This is a genomic window from Aquimarina sp. EL_43, from assembly GCF_943422735.1.
In the GTDB taxonomy this organism is placed as follows: domain Bacteria; phylum Bacteroidota; class Bacteroidia; order Flavobacteriales; family Flavobacteriaceae; genus Aquimarina; species Aquimarina megaterium.
Genome location: NZ_CALSBR010000001.1, coordinates 1,003,712 through 1,024,147, shown reverse-complemented (window position 1 = coordinate 1,024,147; position 20,436 = coordinate 1,003,712). Strand labels below are relative to the sequence as shown.

The 20,436-nt window shown below is 33.1% G+C and carries 21 protein-coding genes and 1 tRNA gene; 1 reads left to right on the top strand and 21 read right to left on the bottom strand.

All coding sequences use genetic code 11. The annotated features are described in order from the left end of the window. Positions 1 to 130: 130 nt before the first annotated feature. The 14 genes from NNL09_RS04710 to NNL09_RS04645 form a co-directional block, all read right to left on the bottom strand. Positions 131 to 1,900 (bottom strand): DNA mismatch repair protein MutS, encoded by a 1,770-nt coding sequence (locus tag NNL09_RS04710; protein WP_196909272.1) that lies wholly within the window; start codon positions 1,898 to 1,900, stop codon positions 131 to 133. A gap of 114 nt (positions 1,901 to 2,014) precedes the next feature. Continuing rightward, positions 2,015 to 2,371, bottom strand: a complete 357-nt coding sequence (locus NNL09_RS04705) for an MmcQ/YjbR family DNA-binding protein (protein ID WP_025663450.1) — start codon at positions 2,369 to 2,371, stop codon at positions 2,015 to 2,017. 10 nt (positions 2,372 to 2,381) lie between these two features. Beyond that, positions 2,382 to 2,786 carry a GNAT family N-acetyltransferase gene (locus tag NNL09_RS04700; protein WP_035094633.1) on the bottom strand — a complete coding sequence of 135 codons (405 nt, stop codon included), beginning with the start codon at positions 2,784 to 2,786 and terminating at the stop codon, positions 2,382 to 2,384. A 6-nt stretch (positions 2,787 to 2,792) separates the two neighbouring features. Continuing rightward, positions 2,793 to 3,410: a DUF4230 domain-containing protein gene (locus NNL09_RS04695; RefSeq protein ID WP_196909271.1), complete on the bottom strand. Its 618-nt coding sequence runs from the start codon at positions 3,408 to 3,410 to the stop codon at positions 2,793 to 2,795. A gap of 48 nt (positions 3,411 to 3,458) precedes the next feature. Next, positions 3,459 to 3,833 (bottom strand): hypothetical protein, encoded by a 375-nt coding sequence (locus NNL09_RS04690; protein WP_025663447.1) that lies wholly within the window; start codon positions 3,831 to 3,833, stop codon positions 3,459 to 3,461. 84 nt (positions 3,834 to 3,917) lie between these two features. Further along, entirely contained in the window at positions 3,918 to 4,280 is a 363-nt protein-coding gene (locus NNL09_RS04685; protein WP_025663446.1) for a DUF4260 domain-containing protein, read from the bottom strand. Between the two features lie 2 nt (positions 4,281 to 4,282). Next, positions 4,283 to 5,029 (bottom strand): cyclase family protein, encoded by a 747-nt coding sequence (locus NNL09_RS04680; protein ID WP_196909270.1) that lies wholly within the window; start codon positions 5,027 to 5,029, stop codon positions 4,283 to 4,285. Between the two features lie 30 nt (positions 5,030 to 5,059). Beyond that, a complete protein-coding gene (hemW, locus tag NNL09_RS04675; protein ID WP_196909487.1) occupies positions 5,060 to 6,196 on the bottom strand; it encodes a radical SAM family heme chaperone HemW in 1,137 nt (378 codons plus the stop codon). Positions 6,197 to 6,257: 61 nt separating this feature from the next. Beyond that, a complete protein-coding gene (gene ruvC, locus NNL09_RS04670) occupies positions 6,258 to 6,815 on the bottom strand; it encodes a crossover junction endodeoxyribonuclease RuvC (protein ID WP_025663443.1) in 558 nt (185 codons plus the stop codon). Positions 6,816 to 6,869: 54 nt separating this feature from the next. Next, on the bottom strand, positions 6,870 to 7,349 hold the full coding sequence (locus NNL09_RS04665) for a hypothetical protein (protein ID WP_025663442.1): 480 nt from the start codon (positions 7,347 to 7,349) through the stop codon (positions 6,870 to 6,872). Positions 7,350 to 7,406: 57 nt separating this feature from the next. Then, entirely contained in the window at positions 7,407 to 8,558 is a 1,152-nt protein-coding gene (locus NNL09_RS04660; RefSeq protein ID WP_196909269.1) for a tetratricopeptide repeat protein, read from the bottom strand. 212 nt (positions 8,559 to 8,770) lie between these two features. Further along, the gene (locus NNL09_RS04655) at positions 8,771 to 10,201 is read right to left on the bottom strand and encodes a M56 family metallopeptidase (RefSeq protein WP_196909268.1); all 1,431 of its coding nucleotides are present in this window, start codon (positions 10,199 to 10,201) and stop codon (positions 8,771 to 8,773) included. A gap of 5 nt (positions 10,202 to 10,206) precedes the next feature. Continuing rightward, positions 10,207 to 10,566 carry a BlaI/MecI/CopY family transcriptional regulator gene (locus NNL09_RS04650; RefSeq protein ID WP_025663440.1) on the bottom strand — a complete coding sequence of 120 codons (360 nt, stop codon included), beginning with the start codon at positions 10,564 to 10,566 and terminating at the stop codon, positions 10,207 to 10,209. Positions 10,567 to 10,719: 153 nt separating this feature from the next. Further along, positions 10,720 to 11,172, bottom strand: coding sequence for a hypothetical protein (locus NNL09_RS04645; RefSeq protein WP_196909267.1), 453 nt, complete (start codon positions 11,170 to 11,172; stop codon positions 10,720 to 10,722). Positions 11,173 to 11,341: 169 nt separating this feature from the next. Here NNL09_RS04645 and NNL09_RS04640 point away from each other — a divergent pair, with 169 nt between their 5' ends. Then, positions 11,342 to 11,842, top strand: coding sequence for a DUF456 domain-containing protein (locus tag NNL09_RS04640; RefSeq protein ID WP_025663438.1), 501 nt, complete (start codon positions 11,342 to 11,344; stop codon positions 11,840 to 11,842). A 26-nt stretch (positions 11,843 to 11,868) separates the two neighbouring features. On the opposite strand, the gene NNL09_RS04635 is transcribed toward NNL09_RS04640, so the two are convergent. The 7 genes from NNL09_RS04635 to dnaE all read right to left on the bottom strand — a co-directional run bounded on the left by NNL09_RS04635 (position 11,869) and on the right by dnaE (position 20,414). Next, a complete protein-coding gene (locus tag NNL09_RS04635) occupies positions 11,869 to 12,600 on the bottom strand; it encodes an SIMPL domain-containing protein (protein ID WP_025663437.1) in 732 nt (243 codons plus the stop codon). Positions 12,601 to 12,941: 341 nt separating this feature from the next. Continuing rightward, a complete protein-coding gene (locus NNL09_RS04630) occupies positions 12,942 to 13,181 on the bottom strand; it encodes a GIY-YIG nuclease family protein (protein ID WP_196909266.1) in 240 nt (79 codons plus the stop codon). 151 nt (positions 13,182 to 13,332) lie between these two features. Beyond that, positions 13,333 to 13,406: transfer RNA gene (locus NNL09_RS04625), tRNA-Asp, on the bottom strand. Positions 13,407 to 13,492: 86 nt separating this feature from the next. Further along, a complete protein-coding gene (locus NNL09_RS04620; RefSeq protein WP_025663435.1) occupies positions 13,493 to 14,422 on the bottom strand; it encodes a DUF58 domain-containing protein in 930 nt (309 codons plus the stop codon). Between the two features lie 140 nt (positions 14,423 to 14,562). Continuing rightward, on the bottom strand, positions 14,563 to 14,880 hold the full coding sequence (gene trxA / locus NNL09_RS04615) for a thioredoxin (protein ID WP_025663434.1): 318 nt from the start codon (positions 14,878 to 14,880) through the stop codon (positions 14,563 to 14,565). A gap of 187 nt (positions 14,881 to 15,067) precedes the next feature. Then, complete coding sequence (locus NNL09_RS04610) at positions 15,068 to 15,754, bottom strand: hypothetical protein (protein WP_196909265.1); 687 nt, start codon at positions 15,752 to 15,754, stop codon at positions 15,068 to 15,070. Between the two features lie 274 nt (positions 15,755 to 16,028). After that, positions 16,029 to 20,414, bottom strand: a complete 4,386-nt coding sequence (gene dnaE, locus NNL09_RS04605) for a DNA polymerase III subunit alpha (protein WP_196909264.1) — start codon at positions 20,412 to 20,414, stop codon at positions 16,029 to 16,031. Between the last annotated feature and the right edge of the window lie 22 nt (positions 20,415 to 20,436).

The window sequence follows — 20,436 nt, the reverse complement described above, 5'->3', positions numbered from 1 at the left end:
GTATTGAATCTAGTTGAGAATTAGAAAATTTTACATCAAATACTTATTTTGATGGTTTTATTCTTCAAATCTAAGATTATATTTTATTATCTATAACTATCTAAATTATAGTTGTTTTTCGATTTCAGGATCACACAATCCCCATTTTCTTTAATAAGAATGAAGCATTCATATTCTGGCAAACTCCATCTTTAAATTTATAATCAAAGAATAACTCGTCATTTACAATTTGAGCATCAAAAAAGCGGTTTTCTACTTGATGTAATTCTGATGCAATTTCACAAAGACTTAGATCATGTGTTGCTATAATACCTGTTGCTTTTGCCTTAACTAGTCTTTCTACAAATTTACGAGATCCTGCTGCTTTGTCTTTACTATTAGTGCCTTTTAGGATTTCATCAAGGATAATAAAGTACTCATCTTTTTCTAGGGCATTTACAATTTTTTTAAGCTGTGTTAACTCTGAAAAGAAATAAGAGGCGTCATCACTTAAAGAGTCTGATGTTCTCATGCTACTAATCAATTTAATAGGGCGATATTCGCATGATTTTGCACAAATAGGCAATCCTATGTTTGACATCACAATTTGTAAAGCAACGGTACGCAAAAACGTACTTTTCCCAGCCATATTGGCTCCAGTGATGATTAAAAACTGCTCTTTGTCTATAGTAATGTCATTATCTATTCTTTTATGAGTATTAAGCATTGGGTGCCCCAGTTCTTTGGCTTTGAGTATACTATTGTTTGATGTTATCTTTGGGTATACATAGTTGGGGTGATTAAAGGTAAAATTACCCAGAGAATTATACGCATCAAAAAAGGCAATAACCTCGAACCATTGTGCTACTTTATTATGATTTTTGGCAATCCATCGTTCGATACGATAACTCTGTAGAATATCCCATAATAGTAATCCGTTGGCAAGAACTCCAAACATCATATTATTACGTTGATCAAAGGCATTAAGAATACTGGCAAACTGTTTTAGGGTTTGCGAAGCTTTTTCTTTGTCGCTAATTACCAATTGTTGTTTTTCTTGTAATAGGGCGGCTTCAAAATTCGCATTTTCAATTTTATCTACTAGCTTATAATACTGCTCAAAGGTATCTTTTACTTTATTGGCATTACTATATAGTTTGTTGATTTTTTTAAGCTGTGTCCCGGTTATCCCTAAGCCAATAAAAAACCAAATCAAAAACATAGTAAAAGTAATCATATCCAGAAATAGTAGCGTTAATAATATCAACGAGATGCCAGATACTATTGTAGGGAGTCTACGCATTACCTTAGGGACAAAAGAGGTGTAGTTTTGTAACCATTTTTGTATTAAAGAAACCGAAACTGTTACATTAACCAATGATGCAATGGCACTAAATTCTTGTCGCCATTCGGGGAGTTTTGAGGTGTTTTTTATTGCTTCTTGTTTTTTCTCGATATGATCAATAGCATTAGCACTAAGGATAGTTGCTAATTTGTTTTTTCCGGCAAGGGTAGTTGTGCGATTGGTATATTGAAAAAAAGATTGCTCTCCAAAAAGGTCGATATCATGACTATAAGGATGTGTAGCATCGATATACTCTTTTCCTGGAGTAAGCTTTGTTACATCACCTTCAAAAACATCAAGCTCTAGTGTGTTGATATCGATTAGCTTTTGTAGTTTATTTTTAGAATAAGAGAGATCGGTATGTCGGTTTACTAAAAATATAAAAGCTGTAATTCCTATAATACTACTACCAATGATAATCTGGGTATTGGGATACCCAAAGTATATCCCGGCTACTATTGCCAAAAAAACAAACAGACGTATAGTACTAGAGATGGTAAGTTGTTTTTTTATTTTTTTTAGCGATACAGTATGAAGAGAAATTTGCTCTTTATAAAATTGTTGTGGGTTGTTCATTTTGTACTTATCAAATGAGAATGTCGAATACCTCTCTGTAAAAAGGGTTGGGACTACAAAACTCCCTTATTATCCCTAGAGATGGTTATCAATGATTCTAATGTTTTTTTACTATTAAAGATTTTCTAATTCTTGTTTTACCTTTTTGGTCAGACCACTTACTACTAAGTCATAAGAGTGATTGATCAATTCGAGTATCATATTAGTAGGTAAACTACCAGAAAAGTTAACAGTATTCCAATGTTTTTTACTCATATGATATCCTGGAGTTATTTCTGGGTGATATTCGCGAAGTTCGATAGCACGATCAGGATCACATTTTAAGTTTACACTAAAAGGCATTCGATTTAATCCTGTTAAAGCAAACATTTTACCCATTACTTTAAAAACCAAGGTGCTTTCATCGAAAGGGAATTCTTCTGTAACTCCTTTTTTTGATAAACAATATTCTCTAAATGCTTCGATGTTCATTTTTAAAAGGTTATATATTTAATTTTCCCATCACCCATGAAGGGTTGTCTATACTATCAAATCCAAACTGCTGATACAATTTATGAGCATCTTTTGTAAGTAACATCCATCTTCGAATGGTTTGTAGTTTGGGGTGACCCATAACAGCTTGCATTAATTGCTTAGCATATCCATTTCCTTGTTGTTGTTCTATAATAAATACATCCATTAAGTATGCATATACTACATAATCGGTTAACACCCTTGTAAAACCGATTTGTTTTTCATCGAGATAAATCCCGAAACACATCGAATGTTCGATAGTGGTTTGTATTTGTTCTTTAGTCCTTCCTTTTGCCCAATACGAGCGAGTTAAAAACTCATGGATAAAGTTGATATCTAATTTTTCTTTATCGGTAGAAATAACTATACTCATTGCTCTTTATTCTAACTGTTTTGCGTCTTTATTATTGTTTTCGATTTTTAAAGCAGAATAATCCAATGTCCATCCAATAGATCCTGCAAGAGTTTCCATAAGTGAAATAGCTGTTAGGGCTTCTTTTTTTGCAGATTCCATGAGTCCACTCTGAGGGATTTTATCTTTTATAAATTGCTTAGCTTCTTTGTTAAGATCTGTAAGGTCACCAGAGGTAAAAGGATTTAACCAACCTTCTTTTTTGTCATAGTACTTAAAATCGGTTTCTATAGTTAAGAGTTTTGGCTGCGGAAAATGGGTAAGGATAATTCGTTTATTTTTGGTATCACTCTCTAGTGCTATTTGGGATAAATCAAATCCTACATATGCTTTGGCTTCAATAATAATTAATGCTTTTTTGGTTCCTGAGAGTAATTTGAAAAACTTTTCTTTTACGCTTTCATAATGGTAGATTTCAGCAAAATCGCCTTCAACAGTAACTAACTTGCAAACGCTTTTGATTTTTTCTTTAAGTACAATAGATTGTGTTTGTACAGATGATTTATTTTTTGCGGCACTAAATCTTGCAAAAATAAAATAGGCTAGAATAGCCCCCCCTAAAAGTCCAATAAACAATAACTCCATGGCGTAAAGATATGAAGAATATCGTTTAAGAAAATAAAGGTGTTTATATTAATTAACCATTAGAGAAAACCCTTCTTTAATCAAACGATCAACATGATTTTTGCCTACTTTTATAGTAATTGTAGGGCCAGAACAAACCTCGCAGGCTTCGCACATTGCGATATCTTTTGGAGTAATATTTTCGAAATCTTTAAGCTCGATGTTTAAGTCTTTTAGGTAGTTGTACACTTTATTTTCTAATGTATTTCCTTCTGCATGTAACCACGGTTCTTTGCATTGCTTAGTCGTTATTTTAAGCTTTGCCAAATCGGTATTAGAATCTGTTTTTTTGTTATCATCACCAGAACAGGAGAATGAAAAAGTAGTACATAAAAAAAGAACACTAAAAAATTTCAGTAAGGAAGAAAATGGTATTGTTTTCATGATTTTTGAACTTTGATCTATTACCTAGATGAAATGCTATCAAAAAAGTTGTCTGTAGAGATTGTTATATTTTAGTTAAAAATTTTAATCTAGTCCCTTTTTACCTATTTCGCCCAGATGTGTGAATTTAAACCCTTTTTCATATTTTAGACCATATCCCAGAACCCTGTCGAAAGCAGCGTGCGAAAAAAGAATGATTCCTGAAAGTTGTATTAATTCGTTCGAGAAGTATATTCCTATAACATATATCGAAATTGCTATCCCTTTATGATGAAATATATTATAAGTGAATGCTCCAATTTTATTATTTATAATGTATCCTAACATTCCAATGTCGGGTATAAGGAATAAAGCTAAAAATAACCACCATGAGTAGGGTAATAAACCAAATAAATATACTCCTAATCCGAGCATTGCAATTTCTTCAAGCTGTAGAGTTGTTTTCATTTTTACAACATTTTATACAAAATAGGTTTACTTGGTGAGGCATCATTTACAAAAGATGCTATCTGAAGATTAAGAAGATATTGTCCATCTGGGATTTTGGGATCTACATAAATCATTTCTGTGATGGTGGCATGATGTCGGGTTGCTTTGGGATAGTCCCAGAAGGCCTTGTGGGCTAATAATTTTCCATCATCTTTTTCTTTATCTACCGACGGCAAATCAATGAGAAGATGTTCTATATTCAACTTTCTAATATAGGTAGCAGCTTCTTCTGTAAGATACGGCCAGTTGGTATTAGAGTAGTGTTTATCGCATTTATTCTTTGTATTTGGAAGCGTTCTTATGATAAGTGCTTCGGGCTGTACAGAAGTGATCGCATTTTCAATATGATCTTTGGTGATTATATGATCTTCTTCTTGCTTTTCTGGTAAGATAGAAATGACTTCGGCGATAAAAAAGTAGTGTTTTAATGCATCATTGATATTATAGAATTCGGGAGTGATATGGCCAACACACTCGGTATGAGTACCATGACCATGAGGGTTGAAATAAATATTATTAAAGTTGGTTGAAGCGCCTTCAGATACTTTTCCGATCCATTCTCCATCTCTTACAGGTTCAATTTTTGGGGAATCAATATACCAGGCATTTACATTTTCTTGCGATGCTCTTAAAGGAATGGATATATCTAACGGTTTTGAAAGATCAATTTTGTAAGACTGATTATTGTGTTCTATTGTTGTAATCATATGTTCTTCCAACTATTTTTAAGGAGAAAATTACTCTAAATTTAGTAAGAAAAGATCACTTGCAATACCATCGCTTAAAAACTTTCCTTTTTTGGTTACCAATAATGTATCACCATCTAAGCATAAGAGATGAGTGTCGATATGTTTTTGAGCTTGTTTAAGAATATACTCTTTGTATTTTTCTCCTAAATCCTTTTCTATTCTTTGCAGAGATACACCCCAAATGGTACGTAATCCTGTCATAATATATTCATTGTAAGTATCGGTAACGGTTAAGTTTTCAATCTCTCGGGGTAGTTGATTTTGTTGTAATGCTTTGATATATTTTACATTGTTATTAATGTTCCAACTTCGTTGTTTTCCGTTATAGGAATGTGCAGATGGTCCAATGCCCAAATAGCGTTTCCCTTGCCAATAAGCAGTATTGTTTTTACTAAAATATCCGGGTTTACCAAAATTAGATAATTCATAATGCACAAAGCCTTCTTTTTCTATAGACGCTACGAGGATTTCAAAATGTTTTTGTGCCAAATCATCATCAATCGAAGGAATTTTTCCTTTCTCGATCAATTTTGGTAATGCGGTGTTAGGCTCTACTGTTAAGGCATAGCAAGAGATATGCGGCACTTTAAAATCTAATGCTAATTGGATATTTTGTTTCCATTGATTTATTGACATATTTGGGATACCATAAATCAAATCTATCGAGATGTTATCAAAGTAACGAGTCGCCACAGAGAGGCATTTTTTAGCTTCTTTAGCATTATGAGCACGATTCATCATTTTGAGATCTTCTTCAAAGAACGATTGAATACCTATGCTCAAGCGATTTACATTACTTTTGGTCAATAATTTTATTTTTTCTTCGGTAAGATCATCGGGGTTAGCTTCGATTGTGATTTCTGCATGATCAGCAACACGATAGTATTTATAAATCACATCAATAATACGCTGTAACTCATCTATTGATAGTACAGTTGGTGTACCGCCACCAAAGTATATGGTTTTGATCGTTTCGTTAGTGTCAACTTCTGGTTTTCGCAGTTTAATTTCATTACATAGGGCAGTAATCATTTCATCCTTTTTCTTCATTGAGGTCGAAAAATGAAAATCGCAATAGTGGCAAGCTTGCTTACAGAAAGGAATATGGATATAAATACCGTTGATATTGATAGATTTTAGAATTACGATTTATAGATTTGAAATCATCAAAAATCATAATTTGTAATTATTTTTTTATGCGTTTTTCGTTCTGTTTTACAAAAGCCGCCCAACCTGTATAGCTTTTGCCAACGATGTTGGCTCGGCCCATATTATAAAAATGACATACTGCTGCGGCCAGACCATCGGTAGAATCCAGGTTTTTGGGTAAGGTTTTGAGTTGTAAGAGGCTCTGTAACATTTTTGCAACCTGTTCTTTAGTAGCATTACCATTACCGGTAATTGCCATCTTGATTTTTTTTGGAGAATACTCGGTAATTGGTACTTCGCGACTCAGCCCTGCTGCCATGGCTACTCCTTGAGCTCTCCCAAGTTTAAGCATAGATTGTACGTTTTTACCAAAAAAAGGAGCTTCTATTGCGATTTCATCGGGGTGATAGGTGTCAATAAGTTCTATAGTACGTTCAAAAATAAGTTTTAGTTTTATATAATGATCGTCATACTTACCAAGTTGAAGCTCATTTAATTGTAGAAAAGACATTTTTTTATTTTGAACTTTAATAAGTCCAAACCCCATAATTGTGGTTCCGGGATCAATACCAAGTATAATTTTTTCGTTACTCAAAAGAAAGAATATGTTTTATACTACAAAACTACGCAATTAAGAATAAGTACAGCTTTAATCGATATGTATTACCAAAGGAAGCTTATAGAGTGTAGTGACAGGTGTGCTACGTGTATGAGCAGGTTTAACCTCTGGTAGAGAGCGAATACTTTTTTCTAAACGGTCTTTTAGATCTGGAATTTGCGCTTCTATATCGGGCGGTAAATTAAAATCTTCGAGTATGATTTTCCCCTCATTGGTTATAAGTAAAGGAACCCAGATGGTATCATTAACAGCTTCTTTTACAGTAATCGTATGTTTTATAAGATCGTTATGTATATGTTGTGTGATTGTATTCTGAAAGCATTGTTCTAGCTCTTCTTCAGATTTTCGTTTACAAACTGCAAATAGCGGGGGTTGTTCTACCTCATTCCAATTTAGTTTCTCTAATCCTTCTTTTATGATATCGTCTTTATGTTCTTTTTTAAGCACAAAATCTTTACATGAAAACAACGTAAAAACCAATAGACCTATATACCAATTCCTTACACTCATTATGCGTAGACTATTTCGGATAGCCAAACTACATAAAATTTTTAAGAGAGAGAAGTATTAGTTGTTTTTGGTTTTATTTTGGATTTCTTCTTCCAGTTGAACTATTCTTTTTTTGACAATCATATTAAAATAATCTTTTTTATCGGTGTCAAACTTTTTCAGGTAGGTTTTATAATATTTTAGTTTAATTTCAGGATCCTGATAGTGTGCGTCTGCAAACATTGCTAATTGATAGTGTGCTCTATCATTATTTGGATCTTCTTTAATAGCTAATTTGGCATACTGTATGGCATTTTTCCATTTTTCCTGAAACCGATATATTAATGCGATAGAAAGAAGATCCTCGTCTACGGGTATATCTTTTAATGCAAGTGCTTTTTTGTAATATTCTAATGCATTGTCATATTTTTTGAGCTGTTGATAAGCGTATCCTAGTAATGAATATGTATTCGGAGATTTGTTATTATATTTTAGTACTTCATTAAAATGAGAAATCGCCTTTTCATATGCATAGGTTTTGCTGTAACATAATCCTAATTTAGAATGTATAAATTCACTTTCCTGGTTTAAATCAAACAGTTTTTGAAAATAGGGAAGTGCGGTATCATAATCTTTGCGAAATAAAAAATTCTGCCCCAAAATGCTTATGAGTTCGACATTTTCTGGGTATGAACGCAAACCTATATTTGCTGTTTTCCAGACCATGTCATAATTTTTTTTCTTCAGGTAATTTTTAGAGATTTCAAAACAGCTTTTCTGATGCGTACTGTCTAGACGAAAAGCTTCTTTAAAATAAGAGATTGCCACTGTATCTTTCAATCTTTTTTTGATTACACCTAACCGATATTGAAAATCAGGATTTTTTGGATGCTTCAAAACAAGGTCTGTATACATGCTATCTGCTTTTTTTAGTTTACCCGTGATCATTAATAATTTGGCATATTCTAATTTTACAGAAGTGGTAAGGTTCGTGGTTTTTAATGCTTGTTTGTAATACGATAATGCATCTGTATAAGTTCCTTTGGCTCTATGTGATTTTGCGATTTGTAATAGTATATATTGATCTTTAGGCACTATTTTCTGATACTTTTTAATCGCATTAGAATAATCCCCAAAACTATATAAACTATCGGCTATGGTTAAGGCTGAAGACTGAGCTTTGGCTTGATGAATGATTATGCAGAAGATAAATATTAGAGTTCTACCCATGGTTGTTTTGTATCGGTTTTATATAAGAAAAGTAATGTGGTTAAAAAGACATTACTTTTTTTAGTGTAGCATAAGTTGAATAACCAAACTATGTGAAATTTTTAAGAGAGAAGGATTAATCATTTTTGGTTTTATTATGGATTGGCTAGTGAAATTTATAAACGATAATGATACACTCTAAAAGGCGTTAAAAGTTTTTTTTTTTAATTCTTTTACTCTATCATGAGGACTATAGGTAGCGAATATAAAACCCCTACTTTTTCTCCTTGATGCTCTCCCGGAATCATTTGAGGAAAAGATTGTATTACTCTTTTGGCCTCTTGTTCAAGTTCAGGAACAGGTCCTCTTGCTTGTATATCGACTATTTTACCAGTATTATCAATTTTGAATCGAACATAAATCCTATTAATTCCTGTTAGACCATTAGATTCGGCTATTTTTATATTAAAATTGGTGTTTACAAACTTTTTAATTTCATTAGATACACATTTCTTTCTCTGCCAGTTATCTATCGTACCGTTACAACTTTTGGTGGTAGGTACTTTATCAATTATTGAAAACGGAATTTCAAGAGCACCAAGATGGTTTTTGTATTTTGAAAAATCCTCTCCATCTTTTTTAAGCAATATTTTTAAAGCTTCTTCTTCATCGTCAGTCAATCCACCAGTAACCATAATAGCATCTTTTAGATCTTTAATAAGTTCTATTGGTTTTTTTTGATCTGCTTGCTTTTCAATAATTTTTTCAGGTTCCTGACTGCTTAAATCTTCTGTGCATGAGGTATATACCAATATACTACAAACTATAGGTAATAAGAGTAAATACTTTAGTTTCAGCGTTTTTTTTGATTTTGATTTTTGTAACATAAGAATTCGTTTTTTTATTAATGAATAATTGAAAAATTGATTGATAAATTTTATGTTTTCAGTGGCAAAAACGGTATTTAGTAATTGTTCATAGTACTCTTTTTTACCCAATATTTTAATGCTTTTTGCATCTGCAATGAATTCATGTATAACATTTATTCTTAATTGATATACATATACTAAAGGATTAAACCAAAAAACTATTTTGAGTAACTCGAACCATAAAAGATCTATAGAGTGTTTTTCTTGCAGATGAACAATTTCGTGTGTGATAACCTGTTTTTTCTCGAATTTATTTAATTGGTCGCCAATATATACTGTTTTTAAAAAAGAGAAAGCATCTTTACTATTTCGTATGGTGTAGACTTTATAACCGCGAATGTAATTGTAAGTTGCGTTGTTTTGAATAGCCTTAAGAACTATTATTTTTCTTATGAATAAAATAAGCATAAAAAGAACTCCAATTCCATAACACAGTTGCCACCAATTCATGCCATCTATAGGGTTCGAAATGTATAGCTTAGTGATTGTTTTAAAAAAGTTTTCAGATCCTGTTTGTTGACCTATAAATACTGCTGGTAACTGGATGATGTATTCTTCTGGAATGTTTTCTTGTATACTTTTTATTTTGATAAGAGGAAGGATAAAGGAAAGTATAGAGGTGCTTAATAAATACAACCTATTCCAGTTAAAGAAGGTGTCCTTTTTATGAAAAACATCATAAAGCACTAGAAATAGCACTTGAAAAATAACAGTTTGTAGAAGATAGTAGAGCATGATTTCTATTTTTCTTTATCTAATTCTTTTAAAATCTGTTCGAGATCTTTGATATCCATATCGTTCTTTTTTACAAAAAAAGAGACCATATTTCTAAAAGATCCATTAAAATAATTGTTCATCAACTTGTTGAGAGATTGATTGCTATATTCTTCTTTTTTAACAAGAGGGAAGTAGATATATCCTTTGCCTTTTTTACGATGAGAAACAAATTTTTTGTTTTCCAGAATTCTTATGATGGTAGAAATGGTGTTGTATGCAGGCTTGGGTTCTGGCATTTGCTCAATAATAGAAGCGACATTAGCTTCTTCTAGTTGCCATAACCACTGCATTACTTCTTCTTCTGCTTTTGTGAGTTGTTTCATCTATTTGTTATTAAATTTTGTTTCAGTAAAGTGAAAATAGTTTAACTAAAAACTTAGTTCTATAAAACAAATATAACTAAAAAATTAGTTTAAACTAATTTTTTAGTTAAAAAAATGAGGATAGGATGTGTGTTAAAAAACTAAGATTCAGAATTAATCGTTACCCGTTATTCGTTTTTGTGAAGATAAGTTGACCTCTGTTGTTTGTACTTCAAATACAATAGGTAAGGTATATACGTCTTCAAAAATTTCTTTCTCTTTTGAAGAGGTTTTTTCCGATTTTGGAATTGTATACGGAAAAGATTGTAGAGTTTTTATGGCTTCTAATTCTAGCTCCATAGTTGATGACTTTGCCTGGATATCAACTATTCGACCAATTTGATCGATTTTAAATCGCACGTACACTCTGTTGGTTCCTGGTTTTGCATATGGTGTTATTTCGGCAATATTATAATTGGCATCTACAAATTCTTGTATTACGGTAATAATGCAGTTTTGTCTTATGCGTTCATTGGTCGAATCTTTGCATTTTAGAATTGGATTATTTTGGGAAAAAGATGCCGAAAATATCATCAATCCAAAAAGTAATACTAAAAAAGATCGCATAATTTTGGGGTAGTTTTAAATCAATTATAGGTTTATTTGTATTTGCCGGAGCAAAAAAATAAAATAAAAATGTATTAAAATAGATATGAAAGCATTAATAGATGAAACGCATTGTTAATTGATATTGGCGTAACAAATCAGAAACATTTTCGTCATATAAATAAAGAGTATGGATATAGCGTTAATCATCATAGGATTTTTATTTTGCCTTCTGGGTTTGGTAGGAAGTTTTCTTCCTGTATTACCTGGGCCGTTTACTTCGTGGATAGGGTTGTTGATTATTCATTTTACAGATGCTATCCCACAAAACTGGACTTTTTTAGGAATTACTTTAGGGATATCTATAGTGGTTTGGGTTCTTGATTATATCGTTCCTGCTCTGGGTACAAAACGGTTTGGAGGTACCAAATATGGGATGATAGGTAGTTCTATTGGCCTTATTATTGGGATCATTTTTATGGGGCCTTTTGGTATCATAATAGGTCCTTTTGCAGGAGCTTTTATTGGTGAACTTATAAGAGATAGTAGTGAGTCTTCAAAAGCATTAAAGGCTGCTTTTGGTTCCTTTATTGGTTTTTTGGCTGGTACATTTCTTAAGTTTATCGTATCTGTAGGATTCCTTATATTCTTTTTTGTAAAAGTATGGGAGAATTGGGGAGAACTGTTTTAAGTTCCTGTGCAAATACTATAATTACATTATTTTAGCGTGTAGATAAGTTTTGTGGTAATAGAAGCCGTTTTTTCTCTTGAAGAAGTGTTTAGTGCTCCACCCCAGGAATGATCTTCTCCAGAATATTTACCAGTTATTTGAAAAATACCCATTTTGGCAAGAGTTAGCTCGCCGAGTGTTGATCCAGAATTCTTTGCTATTTTTTCTGCTCTTAATTGCGCATTTTCGGTTGCTTTTGAAATCATTTCGATTTTTAGCTCTGCTAGTTTTGTATAGTAATATCGTGGTTTTTTTGAAGAAAACTGAACTCCTTTGTTTAATAATATTGTGATCTCTCTAGATATTTTTTCAACCTTTTCGATTTCATTAGAGTTTATTTTTATGGTTTGCGATAGTTGATATCCTGTAAAGCTTTCACCAAGATAATTACCAGTACTAGAGTAATTTGATTTTGTAATACGATTGGTTGTCACTGCATCAAAAACTACAGTTTTTATATCGATACTGTTAGCACTTAAATAATCGGTAACCGTTTTTTTATCTTCTTTAAGATCGTTATACGCTTGTTGCAGGTCGGTATTTGCTTTGATGAATTCTCCTTCCCAAACAATAAGATTTGAAGTGAAATTGGTGGTACCATGACCTGTTACTGCAATTGTTCTTTCGGGTTTATTGCGATTCATATACGCATTCCCTAAAACTATAGAAGAAATAACTATGGCTAACGAAAATAAAACAGAACTAATATTGGTTTTCATTTTTTTGAAATTTTATGCAGGTCTAAGGTAAGCATAAAAAAAGCGTTGAAATCCCCAGAATACAGTGAATTTTAGATGATTAATTGTTGAAATTATGATTATGTGTTCTTGTTTTGAACTTGATTAGAAAAAGAGAAATTTTTGTGAATTAAAAAAAGCCTCTCCAAATTTATGGAAAAGCTTCTCATCGGTTTACTACTAAACCATTCTCACATTAAGTGTGAGACAACACAACATTTTCTTGCTAAAAAAAGCCTCAACAAAAATTGAGGCTTTTTTGCAATTTTGCGGTCTGGATCCCGAGGACTCGGGAAACCCGCGATGTCAATTTTTATTTTGAATTAACCTGAGGTAGAAATTTTTATTTTTCTGTTTTTAAGAAAACGTTCTCTTTTGATTGCATCACTTTTTGAAGAAAACTCTTCGGTATATGCTAGTTTCCACGGAATTTTTTTAGAAGTATATCTACTGTTTCCATTATTGTGTTTGTTTATTCTTTCTTCAATATTAGCAGAGTATCCGATATAAAAAGAATCATCTTTCAAACTTTGAATTATGTATACTGTGTATATTGGATTCATTTTATATTGAATTAAAAAAAGCCTCTCCAAATTTATGGAAAAGCTTCTCATCGGTTTACTACTAAACCATTCTCACATTAAACGTGAGACAACACAACATTTTCTTGCTAAAAAAAGCCTCAACAAATATTGAGGCTTTTTTGCAATTTTGCGGTCTGGACGGGACTCGAACCCGCGACCCCCTGCGTGACAGGCAGGTATTCTAACCAGCTGAACTACCAGACCAAAGCCTTATTGCGGATGCAAATATACACCTCATTTTATTACCTGCAAATGTTTTTTTTGTTTTTTTTGTTTTTGAAATAGTTAACTTATATAAATTTCTGTCTTTCAACAAAATAAGTGGTTAATATTTTATCAAAATCTTTTGTGGTATCGGCCTCAACATATTTTATACCATATTGAGCACATTTCATTTTTAAATCATAAAAATAAGAAGATACTGCTTTTTGATAATTATCTTTTATGTTATCGGCATATAAATTGATATGATCACCTGTTTCTACATCTACAAATCGAGTAGGTCGGTTGCTAAAATCAAAATTTAATTCTTTCTCACTATCAAATGTATGAAAAAGAATAACCTCATGTTTGTTGTATTTAAGATGTCTAAGAGCTTCAAATAATTTTTCGGGATTAGAGGTCGCTTGTAGCATATCTGTGAACAAAAAAATCAATGATCGACGATGTATTTTTTCGGCAATCAGATGTAGAAACTTAAACGTATCCGTATTTTTGCTTTTGGAGGTACTCGTTATAGTTTTATTTAATTGGTTAAGTAGCATTTGATGATGTCTCTCACTACCTTTTTCTGGAGCATAATAATCATATTCATCACTATAAATGCTTAATCCAATAGCATCACGTTGTTTTTTAAGAATATTCATTAAACAGGCCGTTGCTAACACCGAAAAACTAATTTTGTTTAATGAGCCCAGGTGATGCTCCTTTACATAAGGGTAATGCATAGAAGAAGAATTGTCGATAATGATATGACATCTTAGATTTGTTTCTTCTTCATACCGCTTGGTAAATAGTTTATCTGTTTTGGCAAAAAGTTTCCAGTCTATGTGTTTAGTGCTTTCTCCGTTATTATACACTTTATGTTCTGCAAACTCTGCAGAAAAACCATGAAAAGGACTCTTATGCATGCCAGAGATAAAACCTTCTACGACTTGCTTTGCAAGTAGCTCCAGGTTAGTAAACCCTCCAGTTTTATTAATCTCTTTTTGAATGTCCATAGGTAATGTTCTTTTATAAAAAGCGAAGATCTATATCCTTAATATATTAATGATAACAATATACGTATTACAAAATTAGTATTCATAAAAAAAAGGTTTGACATATAGCCAAACCTTTTTTATTTTTTAATAATGTTCTTCTACAAAAGAGAGTCTAATGCTTCTGCATATACATTCTTAGGAGAAACTCCTACCTGACGTCCTACTACTTCTCCATTTTGAAAAACCAATACTGTAGGAATATTTCTTACACCGTATTTTGCAGCAAATTCTTGATTTGCATCAACATCTACTTTGCCTACAACGGCTTTTCCATTATACTCTTCACTAATTTGTTCGATGATAGGGCCTACCATTCTACATGGACCACACCAAGCTGCCCAAAAATCAACCAATACAGGTTTGTCACTTTTAAGTACTACCTCGTCAAAAGTAGCGTCTGTTATTTCTAGTGCCATAGTTATTTATTGTTTAAAAATTCTTATTATTTTAAATATTCACAAAATTAGTCAATAATTCTACCAAAGCTTACATCAGTAATATTTGTTTTGACTATAGGGTTATTTGGTTTTCTGATACCAAATATAATATGAAAGTATTACTTTATAGCAAATTACATCTCAAAAATGAGTGATATGAGCTTAATTATTTTAGAATTTTAAGTTGTTTGGATAGATGTTGTATTGAAACCAGATGAGAAAATAATACAATAGGAACTACTACTGATGCTAACCAAACAAATGGAAAATACAACAAAGCAATATTAGGCTGATCAAAACCAAACTGCTGAAATGGGAAAGGAAAGGAAAGTATAGCATTTACAACTATAAATAATAATAAGAATAAGCATACCAAATTCCATCCTAATAGAAATTTGGGAGAGGCGATTTTGTGTATATATCCAAAATAGTATATAAATGGAGCTGTTATTCCTGCAAGAATATCAAAATTTCTACCCGAAAAAGTCATGAGTTCTGGTATAGATTGGTGTAAAAATAACCAGTATAATACGAACTCTATCGGTATTCTTATAGTATGGAGTAATGTGAGTATTTTGATATTAAGCTTACTAATGAATGTCTTTCCTTTTTGTATAAAAAACAAGAGAATGATAAATAGTAGAGGAGGAATAATAGCTAAGCTAAAGCGAGGAGGTAATGAAGTATCTAAATAAAAAGATGAATATCCTAATATCGCCTGTATACTTGCCCATATTATAATAAGAGACAAAACTCTTTTTGAACTATGCGATGCTTTGTAAAATAAAAAAACAGTAATACACGTGGTGATAATAAAAATAATTGAAATATAGGGAGCTAAATTTTCTAACATAACAGAGTTTTATACCTAACAAAATTGCTGCGTATTATATAGTGTTATGAGCAATTGTACTTGGTGTTATTTGAGTACATGTTTTTTGTTACAACATATAATCAAAACAAATGTAGTAGGTTCCCAAATCAAAATTCTTGACTTATGACAAGAAAAGTAATAAGCGATAAGTTTCTGGTAGTTTTCTAGGAATAAGAAAATTATATTCGACTTAACTGTTTTTTCATTACCAGTTTTTTTCATAAATCACAAACTACTTCTGTATATAGATAGTTTAATTTAACTTATAATAGATGGATTCATCCTCAAGAGCTATGAGTAATTCTTGAGAAATGTTTACTTTTTGTTTTCGACTAGGCATGTGCAATTTTAATTGTTCGGCCATTTCGTAGATTACAAAATTAAGTGTATGATTTCCCGAATGTTCTGTTAGTAATTCTTTTAGGTTGTCTATTCTAGAATCAGAAAGCTCATTAATATCCATTTGAATTGTAAGCTTTCTTGCATAGGTTTCCATCACATCGTGTAGTAGTTGGAAACTATTAAATTGTATCCTTGGATCTCCTTTTTTGCCTGTATCACGATTTACCCAGCCTTCTTTAATAAAAGCTTTGGCATATACAAATGTACTTTTAACCAGGAAAGGACGATGTTTTAAATACTCTTCGCCAAAAATTCTGAATTCATGGGCTGTGTTATAATCTTCTATCACAAATGTAGCCCAGCCTTTACCGTTTTTGGATGTGCGATGTTCTACGTTAGAAATTACTCCCCCAAAAGAAATTTCACGATTAATGTTGCTTTCGAGATCTGCAAAATTAAGCAAGGTACCATTACAGAAATATTTCATTTCATATTTAAAATCATCTAGCGGATGACCAGAAAGATATATTCCTACTACTTCTTTTTCTCGGGCTAATTTTTCCATTGTTCCCCATTCTTCACAGGGTGGTACAATGGGTTCTGGGATTTGTACATCGCTCGACTCTCCGAATAAACTAACTTGTGAAGAATTTTCACTTTCCTGAAATTTGGATCCATATCGTACTGCTTTTTCTAAGAAAGTGACACCATCTCCTTCTTCATGAAAATATTGTCCTCTATGGGTTTCAGAAAAGGAATCAAAACCTCCTGCCAAAGCTAAGCTTTCAAATGCTTTTTTGTTAGCTGCCCTAAGATCGATACGTTTAGCGAGGTCAAAGATCGATCTGTATGGTCCGTCTTCTTTTCGGCTTTCTACTATGGTGGCTACAGCGCCAGTTCCTACTCCTTTAATAGCTCCCATTCCAAAGCGAACGGCCCCATCTTTGTTTACCGAAAATTTACGGTAGGATTCATTTACATCGGGTCCAAGAACATCTAGCTTCATGCGTTTACATTCTTCCATAAAGAAAGTAACCTGTTTGATGTCGTTCATGTTATTAGAAAGCACAGCTGCCATATATTCTGCGGGATAATGTGCTTTAAGATATGCTGTCTGATATGCAATCCAGGCATAGCAGGTAGAGTGAGATTTGTTAAATGCGTAAGCAGCAAAAGCTTCCCAGTCTTTCCATATTTTTTCTAGTTTGTCTTCTGCATGGCCTTTTTCTGAAGCTTGTTTTATAAACTTAGGCTTCATCTTATCAAGTACTGCTTTCTGTTTTTTACCCATTGCTTTACGAAGTACATCGGCTTCACCTTTGGTGAAATTTGCTAGCTTTTGCGAAAGCAACATCACTTGCTCTTGATACACTGTAATTCCGTAAGTCTCTTTTAAGTATTCTTCACAAGCTTCGAGGTCATAGATAATTTCCTCTGTACCGTGTTTTCTATTGATAAAACTAGGGATATATTCTAATGGTCCTGGGCGATACAAGGCATTCATTGCAATAAGATCGGCAAAAACAGTAGGCTTAAGTTCCTTCATGTATTTTTGCATCCCGGGAGATTCATATTGGAACACCCCAACAGTTTCTCCTCTTTGGAAAAGAGCATAGGTTTCTTCGTCGTCAAGAGGGAAATTTTCGGGATCTAATTCTACTCCATGTTTTGCTTTTACAATCTTAACAGTATCCTTAATTAAGGTTAATGTTTTTAACCCCAGGAAATCCATTTTTAGCAACCCGGCATTTTCTACCACAGAGTTGTCAAACTGTGTACAATACATATCAGAATCCTTAGCTAATGCTACGGGGACAAATTTGGTAATGTCGTCTGGTGTGATAATAACACCGCAGGCGTGAATCCCAGTGTTTCTAACAGAGCCTTCTAATACTCTTGCCTGGTTAAGTGTTTCTGCTTCAAGGTCACTACCTTCGGCAATATTAAGAAGTTCGTTAACTTTTTCTAACTCATCACTTCTAAATTTTTTCTTTAATATAGCTTCGTCTACACCAAAAATCTTTCCGAGTTTCGACATGTTAGGGATAAGCTTTGCAATACGATCTGCATCACCAAGAGGAAGGTCTAGTACTCGTGCAGTATCTCGTATAGAAGATTTTGCCGCCATTGTACCGTAAGTAATGATCTGTGCTACCTGATTTGCGCCATATTTTTCGATTACATAATCCATAACACGACCTCGACCTTCATCATCAAAATCAATATCAATATCGGGCATACTTACACGATCTGGATTTAAAAAACGCTCAAAAAGTAAATCGTATTTAATAGGGTCGAGATTAGTGATCCATAGACAATAAGCTACTGCTGATCCTGCTGCCGATCCACGACCGGGGCCTACAGAGACTCCCATATCCCGAGCTGCACGAATAAAGTCTTCTACAATCAGGAAATATCCCGGATATCCGGTTTTTTCAATTACTTTTAATTCAAAATCCAGACGTTCATCTATTTCAGGAGTAATTTCATTGTAACGAATCTTTGCGCCCTCATAGGTGATATGTCGTAGATATGCATTTTCCCCTCGCTTGCCACCATCGATTAAATCTTCTTCAGATTGAAATTCTTCTGGGATATCAAAAGCTGGTAACAATACATCTCTGGCAAGCTCAAAAGGTTCTATTTTATCTACAATTTCCTGAATGTTTATGATGGCTTCAGGCAAGTCTTTAAAAAGGCTTTTCATCTCTTTCTGAGACTTAAAATAGTATTCTTGATTGGGTAATCCGTATCGATATCCTCTACCACGACCAATAGGAGTAGCTTGTTTTTCTCCGTCTTTTACACATAAAAGAATATCGTGGGCATTAGCATCTTCTTTTTCACAGTAATATGTGTTGTTAGAGGCAACGAGTTTAATGTTGTGTTTTTTGGCAAATTGAATCAATACCTGATTTACTCTATTTTCATCTTCTTGGTTATGACGCATAATCTCGATATAGAGATCATCTCCGAATTCCTGATGCCACCATAGTAATGCTTCTTCAGCTTGTTTTTCTCCAATATTGAGCACTTTACTAGGAACTTCACCATACAAGTTTCCGGTAAGGACAATAACATCTTCTTTATATTGTTTGATGACTTCTTTGTCAATCCTGGGAACATAATAAAAACCATTAACAAAAGCGGTAGAAGACATTTTGGCCAGATTGTGATACCCATTTTTGTTTTTGGCTAGCAGTACTATTTGATATCCGTTATCTTTTCTGGACTTATCTGTGTGATTTTCGCAAACAAAGAACTCACAGCCTACGATAGGCTTCATTTCTATACCTTCGGGTTCTTGTCCATTTTCTATTGCTTCAGCATTAGCTGCTTTTACAGTTTTATTGTGATTAGAGACTCCCTGAACAAAATGAAAAGCTCCCATCATATTGGCATGGTCTGTCATGGCGACAGCATTCATCTTATGTTGTGCAGCTACTTTTATTAAATCAGGGATACTGGTTGTTGATTGTAATACCGAGAACTGAGTATGATTATGCAGATGGGCAAAGTCAACTTTATCCAGAACAGCAATATTATCATCGATCTCTTGTTGGGATAAGTCAGAATCTCCTTTTTTTGTAAGAGCTTCTTGGATTTTTTGAGAAGCTTTTTTGAGATTTATGTGTTTTAAACCTATTAGCTGAATCGTTTGAGGGTTAGCCTCTACGAAATTTTGAAAATAATCTGGTGCTACATCAAGTTCTTCAATGGTAAAAACTTGTTTACGGATCAATTCAAGAAAACATCGGGTAGTAGCTTCTACATCGGCAGTAGCATTATGTGCTTCGCCAAATGCAGTGCCAAATAGGTGTTGATGAAGTTCTGTAAGTGTAGGGAGTTTAAATTTACCTCCACGACCTCCCGGGATTTGGCATAATTCTGCCGTGACTTCGGTACAGGTATCTAAAACAGGAAGCTCTTGTAAATTATTTTCTAGGCCAAGGCGGTAGAATTCTGCACCCATAATATTAACATCAAATCCAACATTTTGTCCGACAACAAATTTAGTTTTGGATAGGGCAATATTAAATTTATCTAATACTTCTTGTAGTGTAATCCCGTCTTGTGTTGCTAACTCAGTGGAGATACCATGAATTTTTTCTGCATCATATGGGATATTAAATCCATCAGGTTGTACCAGGTAATCCTGATGTTCGATACAGTTTCCCATAGCGTCGTGTAACTGCCATGCGATTTGTATACATCTTGGCCAGTTATCGGTATCGCTAATAGGGGCATCCCATCGTTTGGGTAACCCGGTGGTTTCAGTATCAAAAACTAAGTACATAAAAAGTGGTATTTCAAGAAAA